Origin of the sequence: Caulobacter segnis, assembly GCF_023935105.1 — a bacterium.
Classification (GTDB): Bacteria; Pseudomonadota; Alphaproteobacteria; order Caulobacterales; family Caulobacteraceae; genus Caulobacter; species Caulobacter segnis_B.
The window spans coordinates 11,448-38,199 of sequence record NZ_CP096040.1 but is presented as its reverse complement, the minus strand read 5'-3'; the positions used below and the strand labels follow the sequence as shown (position 1 = coordinate 38,199).

27 protein-coding genes and 3 pseudogenes are annotated in these 26,752 nt (G+C 68.5%); 13 read left to right on the top strand and 17 right to left on the bottom strand.

Going from position 1 to position 26,752, the window contains the following annotated elements; translation table 11 throughout:
• Positions 1 to 44 precede the first annotated feature (44 nt).
• Both MZV50_RS00200 and ftsY read right to left on the bottom strand, forming a co-directional pair.
• Entirely contained in the window at positions 45 to 653 is a 609-nt protein-coding gene (locus tag MZV50_RS00200; protein ID WP_252632363.1) for an inner membrane-spanning protein YciB, read from the bottom strand.
• Between the two features lie 3 nt (positions 654 to 656).
• A complete protein-coding gene (ftsY, locus tag MZV50_RS00195; RefSeq protein ID WP_252632362.1) occupies positions 657 to 1,598 on the bottom strand; it encodes a signal recognition particle-docking protein FtsY in 942 nt (313 codons plus the stop codon).
• Positions 1,599 to 1,689: 91 nt separating this feature from the next.
• On the opposite strand from ftsY, the gene MZV50_RS00190 reads away from it, so the two are divergent.
• Entirely contained in the window at positions 1,690 to 2,331 is a 642-nt protein-coding gene (locus tag MZV50_RS00190; protein ID WP_252632361.1) for a trimeric intracellular cation channel family protein, read from the top strand.
• An 8-nt stretch (positions 2,332 to 2,339) separates the two neighbouring features.
• Here the strand turns inward: MZV50_RS00190 and MZV50_RS00185 are convergent, their stop codons facing one another.
• From MZV50_RS00185 to dapF, 6 genes are read right to left on the bottom strand one after another with little or no spacing between them, the layout of a single operon-like run.
• A complete protein-coding gene (locus MZV50_RS00185; protein WP_252632360.1) occupies positions 2,340 to 2,717 on the bottom strand; it encodes a helix-turn-helix domain-containing protein in 378 nt (125 codons plus the stop codon).
• Complete coding sequence (locus MZV50_RS00180) at positions 2,717 to 3,010, bottom strand: type II toxin-antitoxin system HigB family toxin (RefSeq protein WP_252632359.1); 294 nt, start codon at positions 3,008 to 3,010, stop codon at positions 2,717 to 2,719. Before MZV50_RS00180 ends, MZV50_RS00185 begins: the two co-directional genes overlap by 1 nt.
• Before the next feature lie 46 nt (positions 3,011 to 3,056).
• Positions 3,057 to 3,488, bottom strand: coding sequence for a GFA family protein (locus MZV50_RS00175; RefSeq protein WP_252632358.1), 432 nt, complete (start codon positions 3,486 to 3,488; stop codon positions 3,057 to 3,059).
• Between the two features lie 4 nt (positions 3,489 to 3,492).
• Positions 3,493 to 4,446 carry an endonuclease/exonuclease/phosphatase family protein gene (locus MZV50_RS00170; protein WP_252632357.1) on the bottom strand — a complete coding sequence of 318 codons (954 nt, stop codon included), beginning with the start codon at positions 4,444 to 4,446 and terminating at the stop codon, positions 3,493 to 3,495.
• Positions 4,447 to 4,460: 14 nt separating this feature from the next.
• Complete coding sequence (gene mtaB / locus MZV50_RS00165) at positions 4,461 to 5,792, bottom strand: tRNA (N(6)-L-threonylcarbamoyladenosine(37)-C(2))-methylthiotransferase MtaB (RefSeq protein ID WP_252632356.1); 1,332 nt, start codon at positions 5,790 to 5,792, stop codon at positions 4,461 to 4,463.
• Between the two features lie 4 nt (positions 5,793 to 5,796).
• The gene (dapF, locus tag MZV50_RS00160) at positions 5,797 to 6,666 is read right to left on the bottom strand and encodes a diaminopimelate epimerase (RefSeq protein WP_252632355.1); all 870 of its coding nucleotides are present in this window, start codon (positions 6,664 to 6,666) and stop codon (positions 5,797 to 5,799) included.
• 31 nt (positions 6,667 to 6,697) lie between these two features.
• On the opposite strand from dapF, the pseudogene MZV50_RS00155 reads away from it, so the two are divergent.
• Positions 6,698 to 7,324: pseudogene (locus MZV50_RS00155) on the top strand (ion channel); the annotation flags it as partial.
• Positions 7,325 to 7,333: 9 nt separating this feature from the next.
• Positions 7,334 to 9,433 (top strand): prolyl oligopeptidase family serine peptidase, encoded by a 2,100-nt coding sequence (locus tag MZV50_RS00150; RefSeq protein ID WP_252635321.1) that lies wholly within the window; start codon positions 7,334 to 7,336, stop codon positions 9,431 to 9,433.
• Positions 9,434 to 9,443: 10 nt separating this feature from the next.
• On the opposite strand, the gene MZV50_RS00145 is transcribed toward MZV50_RS00150, so the two are convergent.
• The 5 genes from MZV50_RS00145 to MZV50_RS00125 all read right to left on the bottom strand — a co-directional run bounded on the left by MZV50_RS00145 (position 9,444) and on the right by MZV50_RS00125 (position 11,796).
• Positions 9,444 to 9,740 carry a helix-turn-helix domain-containing protein gene (locus MZV50_RS00145; protein ID WP_252632354.1) on the bottom strand — a complete coding sequence of 99 codons (297 nt, stop codon included), beginning with the start codon at positions 9,738 to 9,740 and terminating at the stop codon, positions 9,444 to 9,446.
• The gene (locus MZV50_RS00140) at positions 9,710 to 10,273 is read right to left on the bottom strand and encodes a hypothetical protein (protein ID WP_252632353.1); all 564 of its coding nucleotides are present in this window, start codon (positions 10,271 to 10,273) and stop codon (positions 9,710 to 9,712) included. Before MZV50_RS00140 ends, MZV50_RS00145 begins: the two co-directional genes overlap by 31 nt.
• Positions 10,274 to 10,297: 24 nt before the next feature.
• Positions 10,298 to 10,759 (bottom strand): cupin domain-containing protein, encoded by a 462-nt coding sequence (locus MZV50_RS00135; protein WP_252632352.1) that lies wholly within the window; start codon positions 10,757 to 10,759, stop codon positions 10,298 to 10,300.
• Positions 10,760 to 10,864: 105 nt separating this feature from the next.
• Positions 10,865 to 11,200: a DUF2218 domain-containing protein gene (locus tag MZV50_RS00130; protein ID WP_252632351.1), complete on the bottom strand. Its 336-nt coding sequence runs from the start codon at positions 11,198 to 11,200 to the stop codon at positions 10,865 to 10,867.
• 14 nt (positions 11,201 to 11,214) lie between these two features.
• A complete protein-coding gene (locus MZV50_RS00125) occupies positions 11,215 to 11,796 on the bottom strand; it encodes a PadR family transcriptional regulator (RefSeq protein WP_223392421.1) in 582 nt (193 codons plus the stop codon).
• A 249-nt stretch (positions 11,797 to 12,045) separates the two neighbouring features.
• Between MZV50_RS00125 and MZV50_RS00120 the strand changes: the two genes are divergently transcribed.
• The 5 genes from MZV50_RS00120 to MZV50_RS00100 are packed head-to-tail and all read left to right on the top strand — an operon-like array spanning position 12,046 to position 15,712.
• Entirely contained in the window at positions 12,046 to 12,918 is an 873-nt protein-coding gene (locus MZV50_RS00120; protein ID WP_252632350.1) for an MlaA family lipoprotein, read from the top strand.
• On the top strand, positions 12,915 to 13,583 hold the full coding sequence (locus MZV50_RS00115) for an MlaC/ttg2D family ABC transporter substrate-binding protein (RefSeq protein WP_252632349.1): 669 nt from the start codon (positions 12,915 to 12,917) through the stop codon (positions 13,581 to 13,583). Before MZV50_RS00120 ends, MZV50_RS00115 begins: the two co-directional genes overlap by 4 nt.
• A gap of 28 nt (positions 13,584 to 13,611) precedes the next feature.
• Entirely contained in the window at positions 13,612 to 14,136 is a 525-nt protein-coding gene (gene mlaD, locus MZV50_RS00110) for an outer membrane lipid asymmetry maintenance protein MlaD (protein ID WP_252632348.1), read from the top strand.
• Entirely contained in the window at positions 14,136 to 14,945 is an 810-nt protein-coding gene (locus MZV50_RS00105; protein WP_252632347.1) for an MlaE family ABC transporter permease, read from the top strand. Before mlaD ends, MZV50_RS00105 begins: the two co-directional genes overlap by 1 nt.
• On the top strand, positions 14,942 to 15,712 hold the full coding sequence (locus tag MZV50_RS00100) for an ABC transporter ATP-binding protein (RefSeq protein WP_252632346.1): 771 nt from the start codon (positions 14,942 to 14,944) through the stop codon (positions 15,710 to 15,712). Before MZV50_RS00105 ends, MZV50_RS00100 begins: the two co-directional genes overlap by 4 nt.
• Before the next feature lie 9 nt (positions 15,713 to 15,721).
• Here MZV50_RS00100 and MZV50_RS00095 read toward each other — a convergent pair whose 3' ends face one another.
• Entirely contained in the window at positions 15,722 to 16,624 is a 903-nt protein-coding gene (locus MZV50_RS00095) for a hydrogen peroxide-inducible genes activator (protein ID WP_252632345.1), read from the bottom strand.
• A 226-nt stretch (positions 16,625 to 16,850) separates the two neighbouring features.
• Between MZV50_RS00095 and MZV50_RS00090 the strand changes: the two genes are divergently transcribed.
• Complete coding sequence (locus tag MZV50_RS00090; protein WP_252632344.1) at positions 16,851 to 17,411, top strand: carboxymuconolactone decarboxylase family protein; 561 nt, start codon at positions 16,851 to 16,853, stop codon at positions 17,409 to 17,411.
• A 145-nt stretch (positions 17,412 to 17,556) separates the two neighbouring features.
• Entirely contained in the window at positions 17,557 to 18,927 is a 1,371-nt protein-coding gene (gene creS, locus MZV50_RS00085) for a crescentin (protein WP_252632343.1), read from the top strand.
• Positions 18,928 to 19,093: 166 nt separating this feature from the next.
• Here the strand turns inward: creS and MZV50_RS00080 are convergent, their stop codons facing one another.
• Both MZV50_RS00080 and MZV50_RS00075 read right to left on the bottom strand, forming a co-directional pair.
• Positions 19,094 to 19,621, bottom strand: coding sequence for an SRPBCC family protein (locus tag MZV50_RS00080; RefSeq protein ID WP_252632342.1), 528 nt, complete (start codon positions 19,619 to 19,621; stop codon positions 19,094 to 19,096).
• A 65-nt stretch (positions 19,622 to 19,686) separates the two neighbouring features.
• Positions 19,687 to 20,679 (bottom strand): TraB/GumN family protein, encoded by a 993-nt coding sequence (locus tag MZV50_RS00075; RefSeq protein ID WP_252632341.1) that lies wholly within the window; start codon positions 20,677 to 20,679, stop codon positions 19,687 to 19,689.
• 42 nt (positions 20,680 to 20,721) lie between these two features.
• On the opposite strand from MZV50_RS00075, the pseudogene MZV50_RS26640 reads away from it, so the two are divergent.
• Positions 20,722 to 20,876, top strand: a pseudogene (locus MZV50_RS26640) (hypothetical protein); the annotation flags it as partial.
• 6 nt (positions 20,877 to 20,882) lie between these two features.
• Here the strand turns inward: MZV50_RS26640 and MZV50_RS00070 are convergent.
• Complete coding sequence (locus tag MZV50_RS00070) at positions 20,883 to 23,009, bottom strand: M3 family metallopeptidase (protein ID WP_252632340.1); 2,127 nt, start codon at positions 23,007 to 23,009, stop codon at positions 20,883 to 20,885.
• A gap of 144 nt (positions 23,010 to 23,153) precedes the next feature.
• Between MZV50_RS00070 and MZV50_RS00065 the strand changes: the two genes are divergently transcribed.
• Both MZV50_RS00065 and MZV50_RS00060 read left to right on the top strand, forming a co-directional pair.
• Positions 23,154 to 24,002 (top strand): glutamate racemase, encoded by an 849-nt coding sequence (locus MZV50_RS00065; RefSeq protein ID WP_252632339.1) that lies wholly within the window; start codon positions 23,154 to 23,156, stop codon positions 24,000 to 24,002.
• 98 nt (positions 24,003 to 24,100) lie between these two features.
• Positions 24,101 to 26,577: pseudogene (locus MZV50_RS00060) on the top strand (DNA translocase FtsK 4TM domain-containing protein).
• Positions 26,578 to 26,752: the final 175 nt, after the last annotated feature.

Genomic DNA, 26,752 nt, shown 5'->3' with positions numbered 1-26,752 from the left:
CGTTTTGACGACAACGGTCCGTGGACGGTGGAAAGCGCGGCGCGCTAGAAGCCGGCGTCCGGGGGCTCGGCCGCCGCCGGTTCATCGCCCTTGGCCATGTGCTTCATCATGAAGGGCACCTGGGTGGCCACGAACACCAGGGCCAGCGGCAGCAGGCCCAGGCGGAACTTCACCCAGGTGTCGGTGCCTTGCGTGTTGCGGACGATCTCGTTCAACAGGGCGACCACGCCGAAATAGCCGCCATAGCGCAGGGTCAGGGTCCGCCAGGCCGCGTCGGGCAGGTGAAGGGCCTCGCCCATGATCAGCTTCAGCGGCTGGCGCTTGGCGATCACGCCGCCGAACAGGAAGGCGGCCAGGGCCAGGTTGATCACCGTGACCTTGATCTTCACGAAGACGTCGGAGTGGAAGATCAGGCCCAGCGTGCCGAAGATCAGCGCCATGCCGCCGAAGAACAGCGGCAGCAGGGCCAGGCGGCGCTCGACCGCGAAGCCGATGGCCAGGGCCGCGGCCGAGGCCGCCACAAGCACCCAGGTCGCCTTCTGGAAATCCTTGGTGATGAAATAGGCCGCGCCGAACGCGATGGCCGCGCCGTAGTCGACGACGGTGCGGACCCAGCCGTTGTTCTTTTTCGGCGCTTCCACCAATTCGTTCACGGATCAGTCTTTCAGGCCGACGAGCGAGCGTGAGAAGGCCCGGGCGTCGAACGGTTGCAGGTCATCCACGCCTTCGCCGACGCCGATCAGCTTGATCGGGCTGTCGGAGGCGCGCGCCACCGGCACCAGCACCCCGCCGCGCGCGGTGCCGTCCAGCTTGGTCATGACAATCCCGGAGACGCCGACCTGGTTGCCGAAGATCTTCTCCTGGGCCAGGGCGTTGCGGCCGACCGTGGCGTCCAGCACCAGCAGGGTCTCGTGCGGATAGTCGGGATCGACCTTCTTCACGACACGGATGACCTTGAGCAGCTCGTCCATCAGCCCCTGCTTGTTCTGCAGGCGGCCGGCGGTGTCGATCAGCACCACGTCGTAGTGCTCGGCCTTGGCGCGCTCGACGGCCTCATAGGCCAGGGCGGCGGCGTCGGAGCCCGTGGGCTTGGACATGAAGTCGGCCCCGGCCCGGTCGGCCCAGACCTTCAGCTGTTCGACGGCGGCGGCGCGGAAGGTGTCGCCGGCGGCGATCAGCACGCGGGCGCCCTTCTCGGTCAGGTCGGCGGCGATCTTGCCCAGGGTGGTGGTCTTGCCCGAACCGTTGACGCCGATGAACAGCACCACATAGGGGCGCGGACCGCCAAGCGGGTCGAAGTCGCCTTGACGGTCGGCCAGCTCGGCGGCGATCAGCTCGGCCAAGGCCTCCTTGACCTCGTCATCGGTCGACGACTTGCCGAAACGCGCCTTGCCGAAGGCTTCGGTGATGCGGGCGGCGATCTGCGGACCGAGGTCGGCCTCGATCAGCATCTCTTCCAGGGCGTCCAGCTGTTCCTGATCCAGGGGCTTCTTGGTGAAGACCCCCGTGACCTGCTCGGTCATCTGCTGGGAAGACCGGGTCAGGCCCGACGTCAGGCGCTGGAACCAGCCTTTTTTCTGCTCGGGCTTATCGCTCATCCGCGCCCCTTTAGTCGAACGGGCGAAAGTGTAAATCAGGATTTAAGGGACCACGGTTAGCGCGAGGCCGAACCGCGTGCCATGAAGGGGCATGGACTTGCAGCTTGACCCTCTGGGAACAGCCCTTTTCTGGCTCGACTACGCCGCCGTGGCCGTTTTCGGGGCAACCGGCGCCCTCGCGGCCGCTCGGCGCAAGCACGACATCATCACCTTCGGATTCTTCGCCGCCATCACCGGGGTGGGCGGCGGGACCCTTCGCGACCTCCTGATCGGCGCGCCGGTGTTCTGGGTTCAGCGGCCCGGCTACATCCTGGCCTGCCTGGCCGCCGCCACGGTGGTGTGGCTGCTGGGCAAGCGCGGCTGGCGGTTCCGCGCCCTGCTGTGGCTCGACGCCCTGGGCATGGCCGGCTACGCCGTGGTCGGCACGGCCAAGGCGCTGGGCCTGGGCGTGCATCCGTTCAGCGCCGTGGTCATGGGCGTTCTGACCACCGCCTTCGGCGGCGTGATCCGCGACGTGCTGGCCGAAGAGCCGAACCTGCTGTTGCGCCGCGAGATCTACATCACCGCGGCCCTGCTGGGCGCGGCGGTGTTCGCGGTGCTGCAACTGCTGGGCGCGCCGTTCTGGCCGGCGGGCGTCGCGGGATTCGTCACGGCGTTCGGTTTGCGAGCCTGCGCGATCAAGTTCGGCTGGAGCCTGCCAGGGTTTCATGGAGATGAAGCCGAAGGCGAGTAGCGCGTCGTTCAGGCGGCCTCGACCTCGGCGACCAAGGCTTGCACAGGGATGTTCCAGGCCTTCGACAACAACCTGATCTGAGGCAAGGTCAGCCCCCGGCGCCCCTTCAGGATCTCCGACGCGCGCGAGCGGGAACCCAGGAGCTCGGCCAGGTCCGACTGGCCCAGCCCCTGGCGATCCATGGCGAAGCGGATCGCTTCCGCCGGTCCGACCGTCGGCATGTGGAAGCTGTCTTCCTCATACTTCGCCAGCAGCAGCCCCAGCAGCTCGAACCGATCCCCCTCTTCGCTGCCCGCTTCGGGCTCGTTGTCAAAGAGAGCTTCGAACTCGGCCATGGCCGCGCGGTAGCCGGCCTCGTCGCGAATGATCTTGATGTCGGTCGCCATCACACGGTCTCCGGATCGATCTTGTCATAGTCGGCGTGTGTGCCGACGAACTTCACCAGAACCTGTTTGAAGGTGTAAGAAATCCGCACCACCAAACGATAGTTGTTGCCCCCGATGTCGAAGGTGACGCGGTTGTCGCCCACGAAATCGACGCTGCGGAAGTCGTTCTTTATGTCCTGCGGCGTCAGCCATTCCGCGGCTCGGGCGTGGTTGTACCAAGCGATCAGCGGCCCCCTGGCGTTCGGATGAACCGCCCAGAACGTCTGCAGGACTCTCTTGGTGACGACATTCACGCCAGAATTCTATCATGTTCCCAAATATGGAACAAGCGGCCGACGATCAGGTGTCGTGATCTGGATGCTGCCGGCTGACCGCCGTCCCGGTCGGTCCCATCGGCGGGCGCACTGGCATGTCAGCCAGATGCTCCATCCAGGCCGGGCGGTTCTCGATCGCCAACTGCACCACCGGCTCCACGGCCGAGGGATCATCGAAGGCGAACACCGCCAGATCGATCTTGTCAGCGCTCCACTCGAAGGTCAGCGGCGTGCCGCAGGCGGCGCAGAAGCCGCGCTGGATCTTGTCGGAACTCTGGAAGGTCGAACGCTGGCCGCGCGTCCAGGTCAGGTCGGCGACGCTGACGGTGACCAGCGCCCCGAACGGGCCGCCGAACGCCTTCTGGCACATCCGGCAATGACAGATCGAGGCGCGTCCGGGCTGGCCCTCCACCCGAAACCGCACCGCGCCGCATTGGCAACCGCCGCTCAAGCTCATCGCCCTATCCCTTCGGTGTCAGTCGGAACGTCACCTTGTAGCCGTCGTGGTCGGACAGCACCGGTTCGTCGGCGCCGTCGAACGTAGCCTCCACCGCGATCGGGGTCACCGCGACCGCCTCGCCGTTCAGGAAGCCGATCAGATCCTGGGTGTTCAGCCACGGCGCGTCGCCGTCATACGAGATCTGGGTGTCGCAGGCCCCCGGGCGCGCGTGACACCAGCGGCTGACCACCTCGAACGGATAGTCGTTCATCACGTGGTCGAAGCGCTCGGGCGAGTGCATGACGTTGAAGTCGCCGCCGACGATCAGCGGCGCGCCTGGCGTGCGGTCGGCCTGCATGAAGCGCTTCAGCTCGTCCGCCTGCAGGTGATGCGCCTGGGTGGCGCGGCTGCGCGGGACGCCCGAGGCGCCCTTGGAATTGAGGTGGGTGTCGGCGATCTCGACCGGCGTCGGCAGGCCCTGCACATCGACCGCCACCAGCATCACGCCCTTGTTGGCCAGACAGTCCAGGCCCGCGCAGTAGCGATAGGCGTGCGACTTCACCCACTCGATCGGATGGTTCGACAGCACCCACAGGCCGCTGGAGCCCCACTTGCCCAGGCCCTCGCCCTTGCGGCGGTACTTCACGCGGCGGAAGTCGGGTCGCTGGCCCTTGGGGAAGACGTTCGCATCGCGCTGGCCCTTGCGCGGGCCGCGCGCCACATAGGGATACTGGCTCTCGTCGATCAGGTCCCAGATCTCGTCGCGGAAGCCTTCCTGGATCAGGACGACGTCGGGCTCGACGCCCTTGGCGCGCATGGCGGCCAGCTCATGGCCGATCCGCTTCAGCGCCGTGCCGCGCCCCTTGCGGACAGGCCAGGGCAGACCCTCGACATTGTAGGTCATGACGCTGAACGTCACCGGCTTGGGCTCGGCGCGCGCGGAGGCGGCCGCCAGCATCGCCAGCGCGGCGATCATCCAGACCGACCGGATCAGGCGGCGATCTCCGCCAGAACGTGGGCTCCATCGTGGCCGGTCACCGTGAAGGTGACGATCTCGCCCAGCGGAGCCTCGCCTTCGAAGCGGATCTCGGTGAAGTCGTCGGCCCGAGCGACGCCCTCGCGCTCGACCAGACCCGGCAGGGTGCGGCCGACCTGGCGTTGCAGGTGACGTTCCAGGCCGCGCTGGCCGGCCTCGCGCAGGCGGCGGGCCCGGTCCTTGATCACCGGCCCCTTCACCGGCGGCATCCGCGCGGCCGGCGTCCTGGGGCGGGCGCTGTAGGGGAAGACGTGCAGGAAGGCCAGTTCCGCCTCCTCGACCAGGCGCAGGGTGTTCTCGAACGCCTCTTCGGTCTCGGTCGGGAAGCCGGCGATCAGGTCGGCGCCGAAAGCGGCGTCGGGCCGCACGCGACGCACCTCGGCGACCAGCCTCAGGGCGTCCTCGCGACTGTGTCGGCGCTTCATGCGCTTGAGGATCAGGTTGTCGCCGGCCTGCAGGCTGAGATGCAGATAGGGCATCAGGCGCGGCTCGGTCTCGAGCAGCTTGAAGAGATCCGGATCGATCTCGGCCGCGTCGATCGACGATAGGCGCAGACGCGGAAGGTCCGGCGCCATGCGCAGGATGCGGCCGACCAGTTGGCCCAGGGTCGGCTGGCCCGGCAGGTCCGCGCCCCACGAGGTCACGTCGACGCCGGTCAGCACGACCTCGCGATAGCCCTCGGCGGCCAGCTTGCGCACTTGTTCGACCACCTCGCCGGCGGGGGCCGAGCGCGAGTTCCCGCGGCCATAGGGGATGATGCAGAAGGTGCAGCGGTGGTCGCAGCCGTTCTGGACCTCGACATAGGCCCGGGCGCGATCCTTGAGGCCATCGATCAGGTGACCGGCGGTCTCCTTGATCGACATGATGTCGTTGACCCGCACGCGGGCGCTGGTGTCGATCAGCGCGCCGGGGGCGGCCTTCTCGGCGTTGCCCAGCACCAGGTCGACCTCGGGCATGGCGGCGAAGGCGGCCGGGTCGATCTGGGCGGCGCAGCCGGTGACGATGACTCGCGCGCCCGGCCGCTCGCGGCGGGCCTTGCGGATCGCCTGGCGAGCCTGGCGCACGGCCTCGTTGGTGACGGCGCAGGTGTTGAACACCACCGCGTCGGCCAAGCCGTCGGCGGCGGCGCGGGCGCGGATGGCCTCGCTCTCATAGGCGTTCAGGCGGCAGCCGAAGGTGACGACGTCGACGCCGTCCGGGCCGGACATCGTGGTCGCCGGACCGCCCTCCTCTCCAACCTCAGGCTTGGGCTTCGGAGCCGCCTTGATGACGGTGTAGGTTCCCATGGCCCTACGCCGCCACGGGCTCCGGCAACTTGCCGGCATATTCCATGGTGATCGGGCCGGTCATGATCACGTGACCGTCGCTCTCGCGCCATTCGATGACCAGCGAGCCGCTCTCGAACTCGACGCGCGCCTGGCGGTCGGTCAGGCCGCGACGCACGGCGGCGACCTGGGCGGCGCAAGCGCCCGTGCCGCAGGCGGCGGTCAGGCCCGCGCCGCGTTCCCAGACCTTCAGCTGGATGTGGTCACGCGCCGCGACGTGCGCGAAGCCGACATTGACGCCTTCGGAGAACAGCGGGTGATGCTCGACCAGCGAGCCGGTCTTGGTCGCGAACTCGTCCGTGACGGGCGCGTCGACGAAGAACACGACATGCGGATTGCCCATCGAGACGCAGACCGGCGTATGGACCAGCGGCGCGTCGATCGGACCGACCTGCAGTTCGACCCGGGCGGTGTCCATTGCTTCGGCCAGCGGGATCTGGGTCCAGTCCAGGCCTGGCTGGCCCATGTCGACGGTCACCCGCTTCTCGCCGGCGGCGACGCCCGACAGGCGACCGGCGACGGTGTCGAAGGCCACGGCGTCCTTGCCGGCCGACTGCATCAGAAGCCACGCCACGCACCGCGTGCCATTGCCGCAGGCGCCGGTCTCCTCGCCGTCCGAGTTCCAGAACCGCACATAGGCCGAGGCGCCTTCCGCCCGCGGCGGATCGATGGCGATCACCTGGTCGCAGCCCACCCCGCCGCCTTTCCCGTCAGAATCCGGGCGTTTGGCGATCGCGCGGATCTCTTCGGGGGTCGGTTCGAAGCTCTGGGTGGCGGTCTCGATGACGACGAAGTCGTTGCCGAGCCCGTTCATCTTCAGGAAGGTGCGGCTCATAGCCGGGCTATATAGTGGAAAGCTGGACGAAATGCACCGCGACGATCAGCGCCAGGATTCGCAGGGTCTGCGCCTGCGCGCCCGCCTCCGGGCGCTGTATCACGGCGCCTCGCCCGTGGCGGTGCGGTTTCGCTACGCCATCATCCTGATCGACCTGGCGCTGATCGCCTTCTTCATCGCCGCGCCGCTGATGCAGCACCATGGCGTGACCTTCTACCTGCTGGACTACGGGATCGCCGCGTTCCTGGCCGCCGACCTGGCCGCGCGGGCCATCGCCCACGGCGACCTGAAGTCCTGGCTGAAGAAGCCGATCGCTTGGCTGGACCTGTTCGTTCTGGCCACCCTGCTGTTCCCCGCCTGGCTGTTCAACTTCGGCTTCCTGCGGGTGCTGCGGCTGTGGACCCTGATCCACAGCGAGTTCTTCTGGCGCACGGTCGGGCGACGCTACGACGACACGCGGGTCGAGGACATCACCCGCGCCGCCAGCTCCCTGGCCACCTTCGTCTTCGTGGTGACGGGCTTCGTCTACACCAGCTTCGCGGGACGCCACGAGGGCATCAGCGGCTATGTCGACGCGCTGTATTTCACCGTCACCAGCCTGACGACCACTGGCTATGGCGACGTCACCCTGCCGGGCGCCTCCACCACCCTTGTTTCCGGGAGCCCGATGTCCCTGACCCCCGCGACCGCCGCCGAAGCCGGAAAAGCCGCTGAAGCCCGCACCCCGCTCGCCGACCTGGGCAAGGACGACCCTTACATCTGGATGGAGGAGATCGAGGGAACCCGCGCCCTCGATTGGGCCAAGGCCCAGAACGCCCGTTCGCTGCCGGTGCTGCAGGGCGATCCCCGCTACGCCGATCTGGAGGCCAAGGCCCTGGCCATCCTGAACGCCAAGGACCGGGTGCCCGGGGTGTCGTTCGCCGGCGACGGGTCTTTGCGCAACTTCTGGCAGGACGCCGACCACGTGCGCGGGATCTGGCGCCGGACCACGCTGGACAGCTATCGCACCGCCGAGCCGGCCTGGGAGACGATCCTGGACATCGACGCGCTGTCCAAGGCCGAGAACGCCAACTGGGTGTTCAAGGGCGCCAGTTGCCTGCCGCCCGACGACACGCGCTGCCTGATCACCCTGTCGAACGGCGGCAAGGACGCCGTGACGGTGCGCGAGTTCGACACGACGACCAAGAGCTTCGTTCAGGGCGGCTTCGTCCTGCCCGAAGGCAAGCAGAACATCAGCTGGGTCGACAAGGACAACCTCCTGGTGGCCCGCGAATGGGAACCCGGCCAAGTCACCAAGTCGGGCTACGCCTATGTGGTCAAGGCCTGGAAGCGCGGCGCCCCATTGGACTCGGCCAAGGAGGTGTTCCGGGGAACGCCCGACGATGTTTCGGCCTCGGCCTACGCCCTGACCGAGCCCGACGGCGCCGTGGCCGCGATCCTGGCCAACCGAGGCGTCAGCTTCTTCGAGGCCGAGACCTATCTGCTGACCGACGGCGGGCCGGTCAAACTCCCCTTCCCGCTCAAGCATTCCGTGCAGGGCTATGTGAGCGGCCAGATGCTCGTCTCCCTGGAGCAGGACTGGGCGGAGAAGGGCCTGAAGACCGGCGACCTGATCAGCTTCGACCTCGCGGCGCTGAAGGCCGATCCGGCCAAGGCCCCGCCGACCCTGGTCCTGCGGCCCACCGCCCGTCAGTCCGTGGAGTCGGTGACCACCACGCGGAACAAGCTGGTCGTCGGCCTGCTGGACAACGTCAAGGGCGCGGCCATGGTCTTCACCCACGGGGCCAACGGCTGGACGCAAGCCGGCTTGGACCTGCCGGCCAACTCCAGCATCGGCCTGGGCTCGGGATCCGAGAAGGACGACCGGATCTTCATCACCGTCACCGGCTATCTGACCCCCAGCACCTACTGGCTGGCCGACGCCGCCACCGGCAAGCTGGAACAGGTCAAGGCCTCCCCCGCCCGCTTCGACGCCTCGACCCACGTGGTCGAGCAGTTCGAGGCGACCTCCAGCGACGGGGTGAAGATCCCCTACTTCGTCGTGCGGCCCAAGGGCGTGAAATACGACGGCTCGGCGCCCACCCTGCTCTACGCCTATGGCGGCTTCCAGGTGTCGATGACCCCGGCCTATTCAGGCGTGATGGGCAAGCTGTGGCTGGAGCGCGGCGGGACCTACGTCGTCGCCAACATCCGGGGCGGCGGCGAGTTCGGCCCGGCCTGGCATGAGGCGGCGCTGAAGGCCGGCCGCCAGAAGGCCTATGACGACTTCTTCGCCGTCTCGCAGGACCTGATCGCCCGCAAGATCACCTCGCCCCGGCGCCTCGGGATCATGGGCGGCAGCAACGGCGGCCTCTTGATGGGCGTAGCCCTGACGCAGCGGCCCGAGCTCTACAACGCCATCGTCGTGCAGGTGCCGCTGTTCGACATGATCCGCTACAGCCAGATCGGGGCCGGGGCCTCGTGGGTGGGCGAATATGGCGACCCGACCATCCCGTCGGAGCGGGCGGTGATCGCCAAGTACGATCCCTATTCCAACCTGAAGGCGGGCCAGAAATATCCCGAGGTGTTCATCGAGACCTCGACCAAGGACGACCGCGTCCACCCCGCCCACGCCCGCAAGGCGGCCGCGCGGCTGGAGGCGCTGGGCTATCCGGTGCTCTATTACGAGAACGTCGACGGCGGCCACGCGGCCAGCGCCAACCTGGCCGAGACGGCCCGGCGCCAGGCGCTGGAATACATCTACCTGACCCGGCGGCTGATGGACTGACGCCCCGGAGCTATCGCTCGGCCAGGCCGAACCGCCGCTCCGGCGCGGCCTGTTCGCGTGCGTCGAAATTCGTCGGGCTGGACAGGCACAGCGCGCGGAAATCCCGCGCCATGTGCTGGTGGTCGTAGAAACCCGCGTCGATGGCCAGGCTCAGCCAATCGGTCGCGGGCGAAGCGTTGCGGGCCCGGATCATCCTGTCCAGCCGAGCGATGCGGGCGAAGAGCTTGGGGCTGACGCCCATGCGGTCCCGGAACGCGCGATGGAAGGTCCTGACGTTCAGCCCCGCCTGCTCGGCGAGGCGTTGCAACGACCGCGCCCGGCCCACGACCAGCCGCGAGGCGGCCCAGTCGTCGCGTCGGCGTCCCGGCGACAGGCGCCGGTGCGCCGCAGCAGCCAGGACTCGGCGGCCTCGACCATGGCGCCCACCGTCCTGGCCTCGGTGATCCGGTCGGCGACCTCGACCAGATCGGGAAACACCGCCTCGGCGTCCAGGGCGACGTCGGTGAGCGAGGCCCCCTCGCCGCCCATCAGCCGGTGCAGCGCCCCTGGCTGGAACTCGATCTGGTAGACGCAGAAATCCGCCCCGCCTCGTCGATGGGTCAGGACGGTCGGCTGGCCGATCAGCGCCGCGCGCGGCTTGACGATGAGGCTGGCGCCGCGCGCGTCGACCAAGGTCTCGGCGTCGCGCGGATAGAAGGCCAGGGCGCAGGCGGGACGCGGCCAATAGGGCTTGATCGGCGCCTCCTGGCCGGGCGCGAAGCGGAACCGGATAATCTGGTGATGACGCACCCAGCCGAGCAGCGCGGGCGCGGGCGGCAGGGTGTGGAAGAGGGGCGTCATCGGATGCGCGCCAGCCAGCCAGGATCAGGCCCCAGCATGACCCGGATCGATCGGCGGGCCAATCAGCCTCATGCCATGATCGGCGAACAGGGCGGCCGCCCGCGCCGGCGACGGCGGACCGTCCAGCGCGGCCAGGCGCCGGAAGTAGTCCTCCATCCGGCCCGCCGGGGTGAACATGAACAGCATGCGGCCCGTCTCGCCCAATTGCGCGAAGGCGTGCGGGACGCCGCGCGGCAGGAAGATCATACCGCCGGCCTTCACGACCTCTCGGCGCTCGCCGACCTGGAAGAGATAGTCGCCGTCGAAGACGAAATAGACCTCGTCCTGGGCCTCGTGCAGATGGAGCGGCGGACCACCCGGACCCTGGCCGACATAGTCGAACACGCCCAGCCGGCCGTCGGTGTCCTGGCCCGACACCTTGATGTCATTGGGGTTGGCGCCAAACAGAACCGTGCGTTCGCCAAAGCGAGCGGCCCCGGCCGGCAACGCGTAACCTTCCGTCCCTTATCGCATGATGTCCTCCCTCTTCCAGCACCGGACCCTAGCGTCGACGCGCGAGGATCCGGTGGTAAGGAACGGACATCCGGCGGGTCAGTGGATGGCGTTGATCCGCATGGCGCGCGGATCCACCATCCCGGCCGCCCAGGCGCGGGTCCAGCCGTACTGCAGCTCGCCCTCGCGGAAGGCGAAGCGGTCCAGGTGCTTGGCCACCACGTCTTCCAGGCGGGCCAGGCCCTCCAGGTCGGCGGCCTCGACGGTGATGTCCAGGCCGTCGGGATGGGCCGTCATCCGGCAGGTTCCGGCCGGCAGCGGGAACAGGGCCGAGGTCGCGTCATACGTGACCTCGAACTTGTGGCTCCAGTGCTTGGCCAGTTGCGTCATGTAGCGGGCCGCCTTGTCGGTGGCGACGCGGGCGTGGCTTTCCATGGCCTTGCCTTTCTCTAGATGGCTTCGATCGCCTGGGCGGCGTCGTCGAGGACCTTGGCGACCGCGGCGATCTGCTCGGCCGTCAGCTGGCCGTGGAGCTTGAGCCGCAGGGCCGTCTTGACGTTCTCGCGGGCCCGCAAGATCTGCGGCGAGAAGGCCGCGCTGGCGGAAGCCGCCTCGGCCATGCGCTCGAAAAGCGACCGGACCGGCGCGTCGTTGCTGGCCAGGAAGGCCTCGCCCTCGGCGGTGATCGTATAGAGCTTCTTGCCGCCGCCGGCGTCGCTGGCGGTGACGTAGCCCAGCTCTTCCAGCAGGGTCAGGGTCGGATAGACCACGCCCGGGCTGGGGCTGTAGGCGCCGCCGGCCGCCGTTTCGATGGCCTTGATCAGCTCGTAGCCATGGCTGGGCTTCTCGGCGATCAGCTTGAGGACCACGAAGCGCAGGTCGCCGTGGTCGAAGAACCGGCCCATGCGGCCGCCGCGCCCTCTGGGCCCGCCGCGATGCTCGCCGTGGAAGCCAAACGGATGGCGACCATGGTGTTCGTCGCCGTGACCGCGCCAGTGGCCGCGGTGGTGATGTTGATGTCGTCCAAACATGCGTGTTTTAGATCCTGTTTCGTTATATCGAAATTACAGATATATCGGATCGACGATACGTCAAGAGCTATTTCCGATATATCTGATTATGTCGCGCGACAGATCGCCGTGAGACCCTCCTGGCGTCCGATAACGAATCACCGTTTTGCAGCGCGCCCCTCATCAAGGAGAGCGGCTTCCGTGCAACACGCGACAAGCGCGACCGGAAATAGTCGCTTTCAATCTTGATACGGAAAGCGTCGTGAATACATGGCGCGTGTGAGAAGCAGGAGCACGAGCTTGCGCGATCTGGATCAAGGCCCGCGTCGAACGACCCCGGGACGGCGCTTCGCCACCGCTGGCGCGGTCGCGGCCGCCGGTGTTCTGGCGCTCGCGCCAGCCGCGCGCGCCGAGGATCAGATCCCGACCGTCGCCGCCGCCCCGGCCAATTCCGACAGCGCCGTTTCGGCCGTGAAGGACCCGCTCGAGGGCTTCAACCGCGGCGCGTTCAAGGTCGGCATGGGCCTGGACCGCGTGCTGTTCTCGCCGATCGCCCACGGCTACCTGGCCGTTACGCCCCGCGTGGTGCGCAACCGCGTCAGCTCGGCCGTCTACAATCTTGGCGAACCGAACACGGTCATCAATCAGGTGCTGCAGGGCCGGCCCAAGCGGGCCATGCGCTCGACCGCTCGCTTCGTGGTCAACTCGACCGTCGGCGTGCTGGGCCTGTTCGACGTCGCGTCCAAGATGCACCTGCCGCCGCGCGAGGCCGATTTCGGCCAGACCTTCGGCGCCTGGGGCGCGGGTCCCGGCGCCTATCTCTATCTGCCCGGCATGGGTCCGCTGAACGTCCGCGACGGCGTCGGCCGCGCGCTGGATATCGCCACCGATCCGATCTCGCTCTATGTCGGCGGCTTCAGCACCGACTTCGGCAAGGCCCGCACCGGCGTGACGATCGTCGACCTGCGCGCCCAGACCGACCCGGCCTTCCACGCCCTGGAAGACGCGGCCGATCCGTACGTCACCACCCGATCGGCTTATACCCAATACCGCGAAGCCTTCGTCCGCCAGGCCACTGGCGAGGCCGAGGACCTGCCCGATTTCGATACGCCGCCGCCCCCTCCGGCGACGCCCAAACCATGACCTCCCCCGGTAACCCCATGAAAAACATCCTCCCCACCCGGCGCGGCGCCAACGCCGCGCTTTTGGCGTTCTTCGGGGCCTCGGCCCTGGCCGTCGCCAGCCCGGCCCTGGCCCAGGCTCGCGACCCCGGCGCCGAGGCCTTCGTCCAGACCAAGGCCCAGCGCGTCATCACCGTGCTGGCCAACAAAAGCATGAGCGACGCGCAGAAGACGCAGGTCTTCCACCAGGCGGTGGACGAACTGGCCGACGTGCCGCGCATCACCAACTTCGTGCTGGGCAAGTACGCCCGCACCATCACGCCGGACCAGCGCGCCCGCTTCACGCCGGTGTTCAGGACCTATGCCGAGAACGTCTATCAGAGCCGCATCGACGACTATCGCGGCGAACAGCTGAAGGTGACCGGCTCGGTCGTCCGCAAGCCGGGCGACGTGATCGTCAACACCACCATCTCCGGCGGCCAGATCACGACCCCCCTGCCCGTGTCGTGGCGCGTGCTCGGCGGCGGCCAGACCTGGAAGGTGGTCGACGTCCAGTTCAAGGGCATCTGGCTGGCCATCACCCAGCAGCAGGACTTCGTCTCGACGATCGACAACGCCGGCGGCAACATCGACGTGCTGATCAACCAGCTCCAAAAGGGCGGCTCTGGCTCGCCTGGACGCCGCTAAGAGCCACGTGCCAGAGAACAAAGGGGATTTGGCTTTGCGCGAACAATGGGCCGAGACGGCCATGGGTGTCGTCGTCCTCGCCCTGGCGGCGGGCTTCCTGACCTATTCGCTGAGCGTGGGCGGCGTCCACATGAAGCGCGGCGAGTATGAGATCAGCGCCAAGTTCGGCGAGGCCGGCTCGCTGTCCCCGGGCGCGGCGGTCAGCGTCGCCGGCGTCAAGGTCGGCACGGTCTCGCAGATCACGCTGGAGCCGAAGACCTATCTGGCGGTCGCCAAGTTGAGCATCGATCCGACCGTCAAGCTGCCCGCCGACTCGACGGCCAAGATCACCAGCGACGGCATCCTGGGCGGGGCGCACGTCGCCATCGCGCCGGGCGCTTCGCTGGACGACCTCAAGCCCGGCGGCGAGATCGAGAACACGCAAGGCGCGGTAGACTTGTTCGGCCTGATCGGCTCGGTGATCCGTCCGCAAGGGGGCGGCTCCGGCGACGCGGCCGCGCCCTCGACGCCCGCTCCGGCCAATCCGGCCACGCAACCGGCCGAGAACTACTGATGGCCGCGGCCGAGGCGGCCCGGAAAGTCGCCGGCAATCCCGTTCGCGCGTTGGGCCGCTCGGCCCTGGCCGCCGTGCGCATGGTCGGCGCGGTGGGCGTCTTCGCCGTGCGCGGAACCGCCGCCGCCCTGAGCCCGCCCTGGTTCCCGGGGCAGCTGTGGCGGCAGATCGTCGCCATCGGCTTCTTCTCGCTGCCGGTCGTCGGCCTGACCGCCATCTTCACCGGCGCGGCCCTGGCCCTGAACATCTTCACCGGGGGCGGGCGCTTCAACGCCGAACAGGTGATGCCGCAGATCGTGGCCTTGGGGATCACCCGGGAGCTGGGTCCGGTGCTGGCCGCCCTGATGCTGGCCGGTCGGGTCTCGGCCGCCATCGCCGCCGAGATCGGGGCCATGCGCGCGACCGAGCAGATCGACGCCATGCGCACCCTGTCGACGGACCCGTTCCGCTATCTGGTTGGCCCGCGCCTGCTGGCCGGCGTGCTGATGCTGCCGCTGCTGACCGCCGTCGCCGACACCATCGGGGTGGCCGGCGGCTGGCTGGTGGCCACCCGCGTGCTGGACTTCAGCTCGGCCGTCTACATCCGCAACACGATCGATTTCCTGCAGAGCTGGGACATCATCTCGGGCCTGATCAAGGCGGCGGTGTTCGGCTTCATCGTGGCGCTGATGGGCTGCTATCACGGCTACAACGCCAAGGGCGGCGCGCGCGGCGTCGGCCGGGCGACGACCCACGCGGTGGTCTCCTCGGCGATCCTGATCTTCGCCTCCGACTACCTCCTGACCACCTTCTTCACCCACGCCTCATGACCGACGTGATCCCCAAACTCGCCTGGAAAGGCGTGATCAAGCGCTTCGAGGGCCGGGCGGTGCTGGACGGCCTCGACCTGTCGGTCGCGCCGGGCAAGTCCCTGGTGATCATCGGCGGCTCGGGCCAGGGCAAGTCGGTGACCATCAAGACGGCCCTGGGCCTGATGCGGCCGGAAGCCGGACAGATCGAGCTGGACGGCCAGAACGTCGTCGGCCTGTCGGAAGGCCAGCGCCGCAAGCTGTTCTCGCGAGTCGGCGTGCTGTTCCAGGGCGCGGCCCTGTTCGACAGCCTGACCGTCTGGGAAAACGTCGCCTTCCGCCTGATCAACGCCGACGGCGTGCCGCGCAAGCAGGCCCGCGAACGCGCGATCGAGGCGCTGGAGCAGGTGCGCCTGGCCCCGACCGTGGCCGACCGTTTCCCTTCGGAGCTGTCGGGCGGCATGCAGAAACGCGCCGGCCTGGCCCGCGCCGTGGTCGCCCAACCCGAGATCCTGTTCTTCGACGAGCCGACCACGGGCCTGGATCCGATCACCGCCGCGGCGATCAACCAGCTGATCTCCGACCAGGTTCGGCGCCTGGGCTCCACGGCGGTGTCGATCACCCACGACCTGGCCTCGGCCCAGACGATCGGCGACGAGATCGCCATGCTGCACGACGGCAAGATCATCTGGCGCGGCCCGGCGGCCGAGCTGCACACGACCGACAACCCCTATGTCCGGCAGTTCGTCGAAGGGCGCGCCGAGGGGCCGATCTCGCACGGGGTCTAGGGCAGGGGCCTAGGCCGCCTCGCGCAGGGTCTCGGCCAGCAGCCGCCCCTCGACGCCCCGGCTCGAGCCCGAACGCCAGGCGACCACGATCTCGCGGCTGGGATGCTCGGTGGCCAGGGGACGAACGGTGACGGCCGCCTTGTCGGTCAGGCCCGCGTGGACCGCCATGGCCGGCAGGAACGAGACCCCCAGGCCCGAGCCGATCATCTGCACCAGGGTGGGCAGCGAGGTGGCCGCGAAGCTCTCCTCGTCGCCAACGCCTTTCGGCGGCTCCAGGCCGCAGGCGGCCAGGGCGTGGTCGCGCAGGCAGTGACCGTCTTCCAGCAGGATCAGGTCGTCGCCCCGCAGGCTGTCGGGGTCGACCCGCGTCTGGCTGGCCATCGGGTGGTTGGCCGGCGCGGCGGCCAGGAGCTCGTCATCCTCGACATGGGCCCAGTCCAGACCGGTCATGTCGTAGGGCAGGGCGATCAGCGCCGCGTCCAGGGCCCCGGTCTTGAGCGCCGCGATCAGGCGCTGGGTCAGGTCCTCGCGCAGGAACAGCTTCAGCTTCGGGAACCGGTCGCGCAGCACGGGCAGGGCGCGGGGCAGGAGGTACGGCGCCACGGTCGGGATCACGCCCAGGCGGAAGCGGCCGGCCAGCGGCTGGCCGGCGCCGCGCGCCGCCTGCACCAAGTCCTCGGTCCTGGCGAGAATGTCCTCGGCCCGGCGCACGGCCTCCTGGCCGGCGGCGGTCAGGATCACGCCCGAGCGAGCCCGGTCGACCACCGACGCGCCCAGGATCTTCTCCAGTTCCTGGATCCCCGCCGACAAGGTGGGCTGGGTGACATAGGCGCTCTCGGCGGCGCGGCTGAACGAGCCGTGCTCCGACAGGAGCTTCAGGTACTGCAGCTGGCGAAGGGTCGGGAGAAGCATGGCCGTTATATAGGCCACCTCTATCGAAATTCCAAAAACTATCGATTGGATAACTGAAACGCCAAGGCGTATCCGTCTTCCACGGTGAAAGTTCCGGCGTATCTCCCCCGACGCCGGACGCCCCGCCTGGTCCCGGTCCGCGCCTTTCTCCCCAGCCCGAGGCGCGGATCGGGACGAACCTTCCCGACAATGCTAATCGGCGGTTCTGGTCCACGGAGCCCTCCCCATGTCGATCGACGCCCTGCGCGGCCGGCTGCCCGCCTACGCCAAGGACATCGGGGCCAATCTGGCCGTCCTGGCCGAGGAGACGGTGCTGTCGCCCCAGGCCAAGTGGGGCTGCTTCGTCGCCAGCGCCTGCGCGGTCGGCGAGCCGGAGACCCTCAAGGCGGTCACGGCCGCCGCGCGCGAGGCCGGCCTCACGGAGGAGGGCTTCGCCGCCGCCAGGACCGCAGCGGCGATCATGGCCATGAACAACGTCTATTTTCGCGCCCTGCACCTGATGGAAACGCCTGAATACCGGTCGCTGCCCTCGAAGCTGAGGATGAACCGGCTGGCGCATCATCCCGGCGTCGAGACCGTCGACTACGAGCTGTGGTGCGTGGCGGTGTCGGCGATCAACGCCTGTGGCGCGTGCCTGGACAGCCACGAAGCCGAGCTGCGGGCGAGGGGCGTGGCGCCCCCGCAAGTCCAGGCCGCCTTGCGCATCGCGGCCGTGGTCCACGCCGCCAGCCGCGTGCTGGCCGTCGAAACTGTGGATCATCCCCCATTTTCCGGGGTTTCGGGCTGATCCGCGACGCCGGGTCGCGCCCTCGGCCCCTCGACATTCATCTTGTCCGTAAACTAAGTTGTTAACCTCTGGGTAAGAGATTCGCGGCCGCCGCCAACTGTCCAGTGAGGACACGGTGGGCTCGCACGGGGCGAAGGTGGGCTAGATGAGACTGCTGTCGAAGAATTCGCGCGACAACAAGAACGGCAAGCCGACCGTCCTGGGCGACGACGCCCGGTCCGAGGCCGTGCAACACCAGATCGAGTCCACCCAGGCCATCGGCCAACGCTACGAGACCATCCATGGCGGTCTCGACAGCATCGGCCGCGTCATGGAGCACCTCAAGGCCATCGAGCCGCTGATCGCCGAGATCCGCGGTCCGGTCGGCCAGGAGTTCGAGGCCCGCCGCGCCGAGCACGCCGAACTGATCGCCCTGCGCGCCAATTTCGACCAGGCCCAGCGCCAGATCACCCAGATCCAGGCCGAGGAGCGCGAGGTCAGCGCCCGCCTGGCCGCCGCCGAGACCGCGCTCGGTGAATCCGACGCTCGCCGCCAGACCCAGGAAGCGGCCCTCGAAGACAACGCCCTCGAGATCGATCGCCTGCGCAACACCCTGCTGCAGTCGGACCTGAAGGTCTCCAGCCTCGACGCCAGCCTGCGCGACGCCACCGCCCGCATCGAGCATCTGGTGCAGGACGTCGAAGGCCTGCGCGTCCAGGCCCAGGACATCGACACCCGTCGTGGCGACGCCGAGGCCGCCCTGGCCCGCGCCAACCAGGACAACGCCCTGCTGGGCGAGGAAGCCGCGACCCTGAAGAAGCGCGTCGACCAGGCTGGCCTGGACGTGGCCCGCCTGTCGCGCATCGAGACCGACCTCGAGGCCCAGCTGGCCGGCGAACGCGCCCGCGTCCAGGCCATCGAGAACGCCCTGCACGCCCACCAGACCGACAGCGGCCGCATCATCCGCGGCCTGGAAAGCCAGGTCGAAGCCAGCCGCGCCGAGATCTCGGCCCTGCAGACCCGTCTGGAGACCGCCTCCGGCCGCGCCGACAAGCTGGAAGAGATGAACGGCCAGATCTCGGCCCGCCTGGCCGAGTCCAGCGCCCACCAGAAGGCGGTCGAGCGCCGCGCCGGCGACCTCAACGTCGCCTTGGAACGCGCCCTGGAACGCATCCGCTCGCTCGAGGAAGAGGCCGAGGGCCTGCGTCAGCGCCACGCCGGCGTCGACACCGCCCGCGCCACGGCCATCGAACGCGCCGACCAGCTGGCCAAGAGCGGCGTGGCCCAGGACAAGGCGCTCAAGCGCGCCGAGGAGCGGGCTCAACAGCTGCGCACCCGCCTGGACGCCATGCAGGAAGCCCAGGACCAGATTCGTCGCGAGCACGAGGACAAGGTCTCCGAGCTGCAGGCCACGATCGAGCGCCTCACCTCGGAAGCCGCCCTGGCGGAAGGCGCCCTCGAAGCGGCCCGACGCGACCGCTCGCGCCTGCAAATGGCCCTGCTGGGCGCCAGCGACGACCTGGCCGAAAGCGCTTAATAACCCTTCTCCCCCTGCGGGAGAAGGTGGCCCGAAGGGCCGGGTGAGGGGTTGATAGACGCAAAACGCCGCGACCGGCCGATCGGCTGTCGCGGCGTTTCTGTGTGTGCGACCCCTCACCCGACCGCCTCCGGCGGCCACCCTCTCCCGCAAGGGGAGAGGGGAATTACTTCCCCTCCGACGCCGCCTTCAGTCGGGCGACCTGCTGGCCGACCACCGCGTCGACGCCGCCAGCGATCTTGTCCAGGCCACCCTTGAAGTAGCCACCGACGTCGTAGGTGACGGTCACGGTCGTGCGACCGTCCTTTTCCGCCAGCAGAAAGGTGAGCGCCCCGGTGGCCCCGGAGCTCTGCAACGGCCCCAGCGCGCCCGACAGCACCAGCCTCGTACTCGGCGCGGCGTAGACCGTGGTCATGTGCAGCACCGAGCCGCCGTTCGGCAGGCGCTCGCAAAAGCAGCCGCCCGAGGCCGCGCCCAGCGACAGGTTGGCGGCCGATCCCGACCAGGTATGCGCCGAGGCCCACCATTTCGACGGCTGGACCAGGACGGCCCAGACCGCGCTGGCTGGGGCGGCGATCGCCATCTCGTGTTTGACCTCGAAGCCATTGGGCTGGGCGTCGACCACCTCGGCCCGCGCCGCTCCGGTGGTCAGCGTGGCGGCCAGCAGCGCCACTGCGGCGGTCGTCGTCTTCATCTGGGCCTCCCTCCCGAACCTCGTCGCCAAGGTGAGGGCAGGGGAGACCAAGCGTCAACGCGGCGCTATTCGACCGGCGAGCTGATCGCCGCGCCGTCGGCCTTCAGCCGGTCCAGCACCCCATTGGCCGGCAGCAGGAAGCCCAGGTCGACCACCGCCACGGTGACGCCAGGCCGCTTGAGGGCCTCGGCCATGGCGTCGGTCGTCTGGGCGACGCCTTTTTCCAGCAAGGCCGCGCCGCCGGGCGCACGCATCAGGCAACGCTGGGCGGCGCTTTCCCGGTAACGGGCGCGGACCGAGCCCAGGTCGCCCTCGGCCCAGTCGCGGCCGATCGTGGTGGAATGGGCGCCGTCATAGGCGATTTCGTCCAGGGCCACGCGCAGGCAATAGAGCTGGTCGTCGGGCGAGAGCTTGGAGGCGATGGTCGTCACCGCGCTCATTCGATACTGGCCGACCGCCTTGACCTTCAGCTTGCGAGCCTTGGCCATGCGCTCGATCGTGCTGACCGGCTTGGCTTCGGACAGGCCGGCGGCCTGGCGGAAGTCCGACAGCAGCAGGAAGCCCGCCACGGCCGGCTTCCAGTTCTTGTAGTCGCCCGGTCCCTTGCGCGCCTGGTTGCGGGATTCGACGAACCGCGCCTTCAGGTCGGGCGGCAGCTGGTCCTCGAGATTTTTGCCCATCGGCTGGCGCAGGCCGCCGCCGAACCGCAGGACGAAGCCGGCGATCTGGGTCACGCCCACCGAGGCCTGCGGCGGCACCAAGACCAGGTCGGCCTTGTCCAAGGCCTTTTCCAGGCGCGGGCTGGACCATTTCAGCGCGTGGGGCAGGGGTTGGGCGGAACCCAGGACATACAGCTTGGCCCCGTCCTTCTCGACCAGCCAGACGGCGGGGCCGGGCGGCTTGGCCACCACGGTCAGTTCGGCGACCACGGCGCTCTCGTCCGGGGCCGGGGCGGCGCCGAGTTCGACGGTTGGCGGCGGAGGCTGCGTCTGGGCGAGGGCAGGGCCGGCGATCAGGGAAAAGGCGAGGGCGGACAGAGCGGACTTGGACGCGGCCATCGAAACTCCTTCAGCCCCTGACCTCATCTAACCCTTCTCCCCTTGCGGGAGAAGGTGTCAGCCGCAGGCTGACGGATGAGGGGTCGCACAAACGAAAACCGCCGCGACCAGCGGTGAGGCCAGTCGCGGCGGTCTCTTTCTTCAACCCCTCACCCGACCCGCTTCGCGGGCCACCCTCTCCCGCAAGGGGAGAGGGTTGTGAGTTAAGCCCCGGCCGGGACCGGGAAGCCGCGCTTGCGCATCAGGGCGCCGATCTTGACGTCGCGGCCGCGGAAGGCGCGGAACTGCTCGACGGGGTCGACCGTGTTGCCCTTGGACATGATGGTCTCGTACAGGCGCTTGGCGACGACCTTGTCGTAGAACTTGCCTGGGGCCTCCGCGAAGGCCTCGGCCGCGTCGGCGGTCAGGGTGTCGGCCCACAGATAGCTGTAGTAGCCAGCCGAATAGCCGTCGCCCGAGAACACGTGACCGAACTGCGGCGTGCGGTGCCGCATGACGATCTCCTTGGGCATGTTCAGCTTGGCCAGCTCCTCGCGTTCGAACTTGTCCGGGTCGATGTCGACGTCGCCGGCCAGGTGCAGCTTCATGTCGATCAGGGCGCTGGCCAGGTATTCGGTGGTGCCGAAGCCCTCGCCGAACTTGCCGGCCGCCTCGATCTTGTCGACCAGGGGCTGCGGGATCGGCTTGCCCGTCTGATAGTGCAGAGCGAACTGGTTCAGCACCTGGGGCGTCGGCAGCCAGTGCTCGTTCAGCTGGCTGGGGAACTCGACATAGTCCCGGGCCACGTTGGTGCCCGACACGGTCGGGTAGGTCGCGTTGGCGTTCAGGCCATGGATGGCGTGGCCGAACTCGTGGAACAGGGTGGTGGCGTCGTCCCAAGAGATCAGCAGGGGCTCGCCCGGCTTGCCCTTGATGAAGTTGGAGTTGTTCGAGACGATCGTGGTGATCTCGCCCTTGAACCGCTCCTGGGTGCGGTAGGCGTTCATCCAGGCGCCCGAACGCTTGCCGGGGCGGGCGTAGGGGTCGAAATACCACAGGCCCACGTGCTTGCCGCCGCGGGTCACCTCATAGACGGTGATGTCCTCGTGATAGACGGGCAGGCCGTCGATCTTCTTGAACTGGAAGCCGTACAGCTGGCCCGAGGCCCAGAACATGCCTTCGCGCAGCTTGTCCAGCTGCAGGTAGGGCTTCACCTCGTTCATATCGAGGTCGTACTTCGCCTTGCGGACCTTCTCGGCATAGAAGCGATAGTCCCAGGGCTCGAGTTTGAAGCCGCCCTTTTCGGCGTCGATGATCGCCTGCATGTCGGCGACGTCGATGGCGACTTGCGCGATGGCCGGCTGCCAGACCGCTTCCATCAGGGCCATGGCGTTCTCGGGCGCCTTGGCCATCGCGTTTTCCAGGCGCCAGTGGGCGTGGGTCTGGTAGCCCAGCAGCTTGGCCCGCTCGGCGCGCAGCTTTAGGATCTTGCTGATGATGGCGTTGTTGTCGGTCGCCCCGCCATTGTCGCCGCGGTTGACGAAGGCGCGCCAGACCTTCTCGCGAGCGCCCCGCACCGGAGACTCGGTCAAGAACGGGTCGACGCTGGAGCGGGTGTTCACGACCACGAACTTGCCCGGCAGCTTGCGCGCGGCGGCGTTCGAGGCGGCGGCGGCCTTCAGGCCCTCGGGCAGGCCGGCGAGGTCGGCGTCGGAAAGCTCGATCCAGGTGTTCTCGTCGGCCAGCAGGTTCTGGCTGAACTTGGTGTAGAGGCCGGCCAGCTCGGTGTTAATCGCGCCGACCCGGGCCTTGGCTTCGGGGTTCAGCTTGGCGCCCGACCGCACGAAGTTGGTGTAGTAGATCCACAGCACCCGCTGCTGCTCGGGCGTCAGCTTGGCCTTATCCGGCGAATTGTAGACCGCCTCGATGCGGGCGAAGAGCGCCGCGTTCTGGTTGACCTTGTCATAGTGGGCCGAGAGCTTGGGATCCATCTCGGCCTCGACGACCTGGAACTCGGGGCTGCTCATGTTCGAGCCCCAGATGCCGTAATAGGTCTGGACGTCGTTCAGCGTCCGGCCGGCGTCCTCCAGGGCTGCGATGGTGTTTTCGAAGTTCGGCGCGGCCTTGTCGCCGGTGATGGCGTCGATCTCGGCCAGGTTCTTGGCCATGGCCGCTTCGAGCGCCGGCTTGAAGTCGGCGACCTTGACCTTGTCGAAGGCCGGCACGCCGCCATAGGGACCGGTCCATTTCTGAAGCATGGGATTGGAGGCTTGGGCCAAGGCGAAACTCGGGTTGAGGGCGGCGACGGCGCCGGTGGCGGCGGCCGAGGCAAGGAACGTACGACGTTGCACGGAGTGTCTCCGGTAAGAGTTTGACGCGACCCTAGGGCAAGGCTTCGGGGCCGTCACATGACAGGACCGTAACCTTTCCCGTACGCGTTCGACCATGGTCTTGGCGCGTGGACGGCGCCCGGTTTGGCGGCTACAGCTTGCCTCATGATCGGCGTCTTCGACTCCGGCGTGGGCGGCCTGACGGTCCACCGCGCCCTCGTGCAACGTCTGCCGCAGGCGGACTTCACCTACCTGGCCGACCAGGCCAACGCGCCCTATGGCGTGCGCACCGGCGAGGAGATCGTCGAACTGACCAAGGCCGGCTGCGTTCGGCTGTTCGATCGGGGCGCCAGCCTGGTGGTCCTGGCCTGCAACACTGCCTCGGCGATCGCCCTGCGCCGCTTGCAGCAGACCTGGCTGCCGGGCTACCGCAAGGACCTGGGCCGGCCGGTCAACATCCTGGGCATCATCGTGCCGACCATCGAGAAGGCCACGGGCCTGCCCTGGGAGCACGAGGCCGAGCGGCGCGGCGAGAAGGTCCAGCAGCTGGACATCCTGGGCGTGTTCGCCACCCAGGCCACCGTGCGCTCGCGCGTCTATGAGATCGAGATCGACAAGCGCAAGCAGGACCTAGCGGTGTTCTCCGAAGCCTGCCCGGAACTGGTGCCGCTGATCGAGGGCGACGCCAGCGCTGTCGAGCTGGCCAAGGCGGTCGAGGGCCACGTCCAGGCGCTGAAGACCCGCATCGGCCGCTTTCCCGACCGCGTTGTGCTGGGTTGCACCCACTACGAGATCATCGCCGACATCTTCCGCGCCGCCCTGCCGGCCGGCACGCCGCTGATCCAGCAGCCCGAGGCCACGGCCGACGCGCTGGAGCTCTATCTGGAGCGGCACCCGGAGTACGCGACGGGATCGGGCGGCAGCCGCGTCTTCCTGACCACCGGCGCGCCGGGCCCGCAGAACGGCCTGGTCCAGAGCTTCTGGGGCGGTCCGGTCGCGTTCGACGCGGCCTAATCTGAATCGTTTCCTGACGAACGTCGTAAACGCCTCTTAACGCTCTTCGGGCAAAACATCGCGGTTCGACCCGTTTTGGCGGGTCACGGGATGCGAAGTTGAGTTCGGAGACTTTCATGGCGCGAGCCGCGCGGCGATCCACGACGGAGCTCCTGTGGGACGCGATCCGTTACGGCTGGGTCCAGCCCTGGACGGCCCGGTTCCGGGGCGGCGTCGTCACCGTGGTCGGCGCCGGCCTGCTGCTGGCCATCGCCACCTACAACGCCACCGATCCCAGCCTGAACGCCGCCACCGGCGATCCGGCCCGCAACGCCCTGGGGGTCCGGGCGCGGCGGTCGCCGACCTCCTGATGCAGTCGATCGGCCTGGCGGCCTGGGGAGTCGCCTTGCTGATGCTGGTGTTCGGCGTCACCCGCGCGGCCCAGGCCGACCCGGACGCCGAGCGCAAGGACCTGCGCCTGCGCGCCATTGTCGGCGTGCTGGGCCTGCTGGCGCTGGCCGCGACCCTGGCGGCCCCGCCGCCGCCAGCCATCTGGCAGCTGGAGAAGGGCCTGGGCGGCTTCTGGGGCGATTCCCTGCTGCACATGGTCGCCGGGATCCTGCGGTTCGCCCACATCCCCGGCGCGACGATCGTCGCGGCCTTGCTGTTCGCCGTCGCCGCCATCTTCGCCCTGGGCTTCGCCATCGGGGTGCGCGACGTCAACCCGGACGCCATCCAAAACGCCGTCAACAACGCCCTGCAGCCTCGCGCCCGCGTCGCGCCCGAGCCGGTCGCGGCCGCCAAGCCCGCGCGCGCCAAGAAGGAAAAGCCGGAAAGCGCGCCCAAGCGCGAGCGCCGCCTGCCGCCGATCGACGACGAGGACGACGTGGTCGCCGCCGCGCCGGCCGCCGTGGCGACTCCGGAACGCGCCTATACCCCGCCGCCCGCCGACGATGGCTATAGCGACGAGGACGAATTCGAGGACACGCTCGACGCCCGTCCGATGGCCATCGCCAAGCCCAAGGCCCCGCCCAAGGAGTCTGGCCGCGAGCTGCGCGAACAGCAGAAGGCCTTCGATTTCGACGACGGCGACGGGTTCCAGCTGCCCGAGCTGGCCATGCTGGCCAAGTCCAAGCCGCGCTCGTCGGAAGTCGACGCCGGCGCCCTGCGCCAGAACGCCCGCCTGCTGGAAAGCGTGCTGGCCGAGTTCGGGGTCAAGGGCCAGATCGACCAGATCCGCCCTGGCCCCGTGGTCACCATGTACGAGCTGGTGCCGGCCCCGGGCGTGAAGACCGCCCGCGTCGTCGCACTCGCCGACGACATCGCCCGCTCGATGAGCGTGATCTCGTGCCGCGTGGCCGTGGCCCAGGGCCGCAACGCCATCGGCATCGAAATGCCCAACCAGCGCCGGGAGACCGTCTATCTGCGCGACCTGCTGAGCAGCGCTGACTACGAGAAGGCCAGCCAGATCCTGCCCATGGCCCTGGGCGAAACCATCGGCGGCGAGCCCTACATCGCCGACCTGGCCAAGATGCCCCACCTGCTGATCGCCGGCACCACCGGCTCGGGCAAGTCGGTCGGCGTCAACGCCATGATCCTGTCGATCTTGTACAAGCTGCCGCCCGAGAAGTGCCGCTTCATCATGGTCGATCCCAAGATGCTGGAACTGTCGGTCTATGACGGCATCCCGCACCTGCTGGCCCCCGTCGTCACCGATCCCAAGAAGGCCGTCGTGGCCCTGAAATGGACCGTGCGCGAGATGGAGGACCGCTATCGCCGGATGTCCAAGATCGGCGTGCGCAACATCGCAGGCTACAACGAGAAGGCCAACGAGGCGCTGGAGAAGGGCGAGCACTTCGAGCGCACCGTCCAGACCGGGTTCGACGACGCCGGCCGTCCGATTTACGAGACCGAGCAAATCCGGCCCGAGGCCATGCCCTATCTGGTCGTGGTCATCGACGAGGTCGCCGACCTGATGATGGTGGCGGGCAAGGACATCGAAGGCGCCGTGCAGCGTCTGGCCCAGATGGCCCGCGCCGCCGGCATCCACCTGATCATGGCCACCCAGCGCCCGTCGGTCGACGTCATCACCGGCACCATCAAGGCCAACTTCCCGACCCGGATCAGCTTCCAGGTCACCAGCAAGATCGACGCCCGCACCATTCTGGGCGAGCAGGGCGCCGAGCAGCTGCTGGGCCAGGGCGACATGCTCTACATGGCCGGCGGCGGTCGCATCACCCGCCTGCACGGCCCGTTCGTGTCGGACGGCGAGGTCGAGCAGGTCGCCAAGTTCCTGCGCGACCAAGGCATTCCGCAATACCTGGAAGAAGTCACCGCCGGCGGGGACGAAGAACAGGAAGAGGCCATCGAGGGCGCGTTCCAGGGCGAGGGCGGGGCCAACGACCTCTACGATCACGCCGTCGCCGTGGTCACCCGCGACCGCAAGGCTTCGACCAGCTACATCCAGCGCCGCCTGCAGATCGGCTACAACCGCGCCGCCTCGCTGATGGAGCGGATGGAGAAGGAAGGCGTCGTCGGCGCGGCCAACCACGCCGGCAAGCGCGAGATCCTGGCGCCGCCGCCGCCACCGCTTTAAAAACTGTCATCCCGGACAAGCGCGTAGCGCGTTGATCCGGGACCCAGGGGCCATGCGCAATGCGGTCGCCCCCTGGGTCCCGGCTCTCCGCTTCGCTGCGGCCGGGATGACAAGCTTTGTCGCAAATCTCTCAGGGGTGGTCCGGCAACCTTCACCTTGGCGGGCGCGTTCCCCA

Coding starts and splice junctions, on each gene's coding strand:
- MZV50_RS00065 (WP_252632339.1), top strand. CDS start 23,154: ATGATCGGCGTCTTCGACTCCGGCGTGGGCGGCCTGACGGTCCACCGC.
- MZV50_RS00080 (WP_252632342.1), bottom strand. CDS start 19,621: ATGAAGACGACGACCGCCGCAGTGGCGCTGCTGGCCGCCACGCTGACC.
- MZV50_RS00075 (WP_252632341.1), bottom strand. CDS start 20,679: ATGGCCGCGTCCAAGTCCGCTCTGTCCGCCCTCGCCTTTTCCCTGATC.
- MZV50_RS00105 (WP_252632347.1), top strand. CDS start 14,136: ATGGCCGCGGCCGAGGCGGCCCGGAAAGTCGCCGGCAATCCCGTTCGC.
- MZV50_RS00125 (WP_223392421.1), bottom strand. CDS start 11,796: ATGTTTGGACGACATCAACATCACCACCGCGGCCACTGGCGCGGTCAC.
- MZV50_RS00120 (WP_252632350.1), top strand. CDS start 12,046: ATGGCGCGTGTGAGAAGCAGGAGCACGAGCTTGCGCGATCTGGATCAA.
- MZV50_RS00185 (WP_252632360.1), bottom strand. CDS start 2,717: ATGGCGACCGACATCAAGATCATTCGCGACGAGGCCGGCTACCGCGCG.
- mtaB (WP_252632356.1), bottom strand. CDS start 5,792: ATGGGAACCTACACCGTCATCAAGGCGGCTCCGAAGCCCAAGCCTGAG.
- MZV50_RS00170 (WP_252632357.1), bottom strand. CDS start 4,446: ATGATCGCCGCGCTGGCGATGCTGGCGGCCGCCTCCGCGCGCGCCGAG.
- MZV50_RS00150 (WP_252635321.1), top strand. CDS start 7,334: ATGTCCCTGACCCCCGCGACCGCCGCCGAAGCCGGAAAAGCCGCTGAA.
- MZV50_RS00190 (WP_252632361.1), top strand. CDS start 1,690: ATGGACTTGCAGCTTGACCCTCTGGGAACAGCCCTTTTCTGGCTCGAC.
- MZV50_RS00090 (WP_252632344.1), top strand. CDS start 16,851: ATGTCGATCGACGCCCTGCGCGGCCGGCTGCCCGCCTACGCCAAGGAC.
- MZV50_RS00130 (WP_252632351.1), bottom strand. CDS start 11,200: ATGGAAAGCCACGCCCGCGTCGCCACCGACAAGGCGGCCCGCTACATG.
- dapF (WP_252632355.1), bottom strand. CDS start 6,666: ATGAGCCGCACCTTCCTGAAGATGAACGGGCTCGGCAACGACTTCGTC.
- MZV50_RS00115 (WP_252632349.1), top strand. CDS start 12,915: ATGACCTCCCCCGGTAACCCCATGAAAAACATCCTCCCCACCCGGCGC.
- MZV50_RS00100 (WP_252632346.1), top strand. CDS start 14,942: ATGACCGACGTGATCCCCAAACTCGCCTGGAAAGGCGTGATCAAGCGC.
- creS (WP_252632343.1), top strand. CDS start 17,557: ATGAGACTGCTGTCGAAGAATTCGCGCGACAACAAGAACGGCAAGCCG.
- MZV50_RS00095 (WP_252632345.1), bottom strand. CDS start 16,624: ATGCTTCTCCCGACCCTTCGCCAGCTGCAGTACCTGAAGCTCCTGTCG.
- ftsY (WP_252632362.1), bottom strand. CDS start 1,598: ATGAGCGATAAGCCCGAGCAGAAAAAAGGCTGGTTCCAGCGCCTGACG.
- MZV50_RS00175 (WP_252632358.1), bottom strand. CDS start 3,488: ATGAGCTTGAGCGGCGGTTGCCAATGCGGCGCGGTGCGGTTTCGGGTG.
- MZV50_RS00140 (WP_252632353.1), bottom strand. CDS start 10,273: ATGACGCCCCTCTTCCACACCCTGCCGCCCGCGCCCGCGCTGCTCGGC.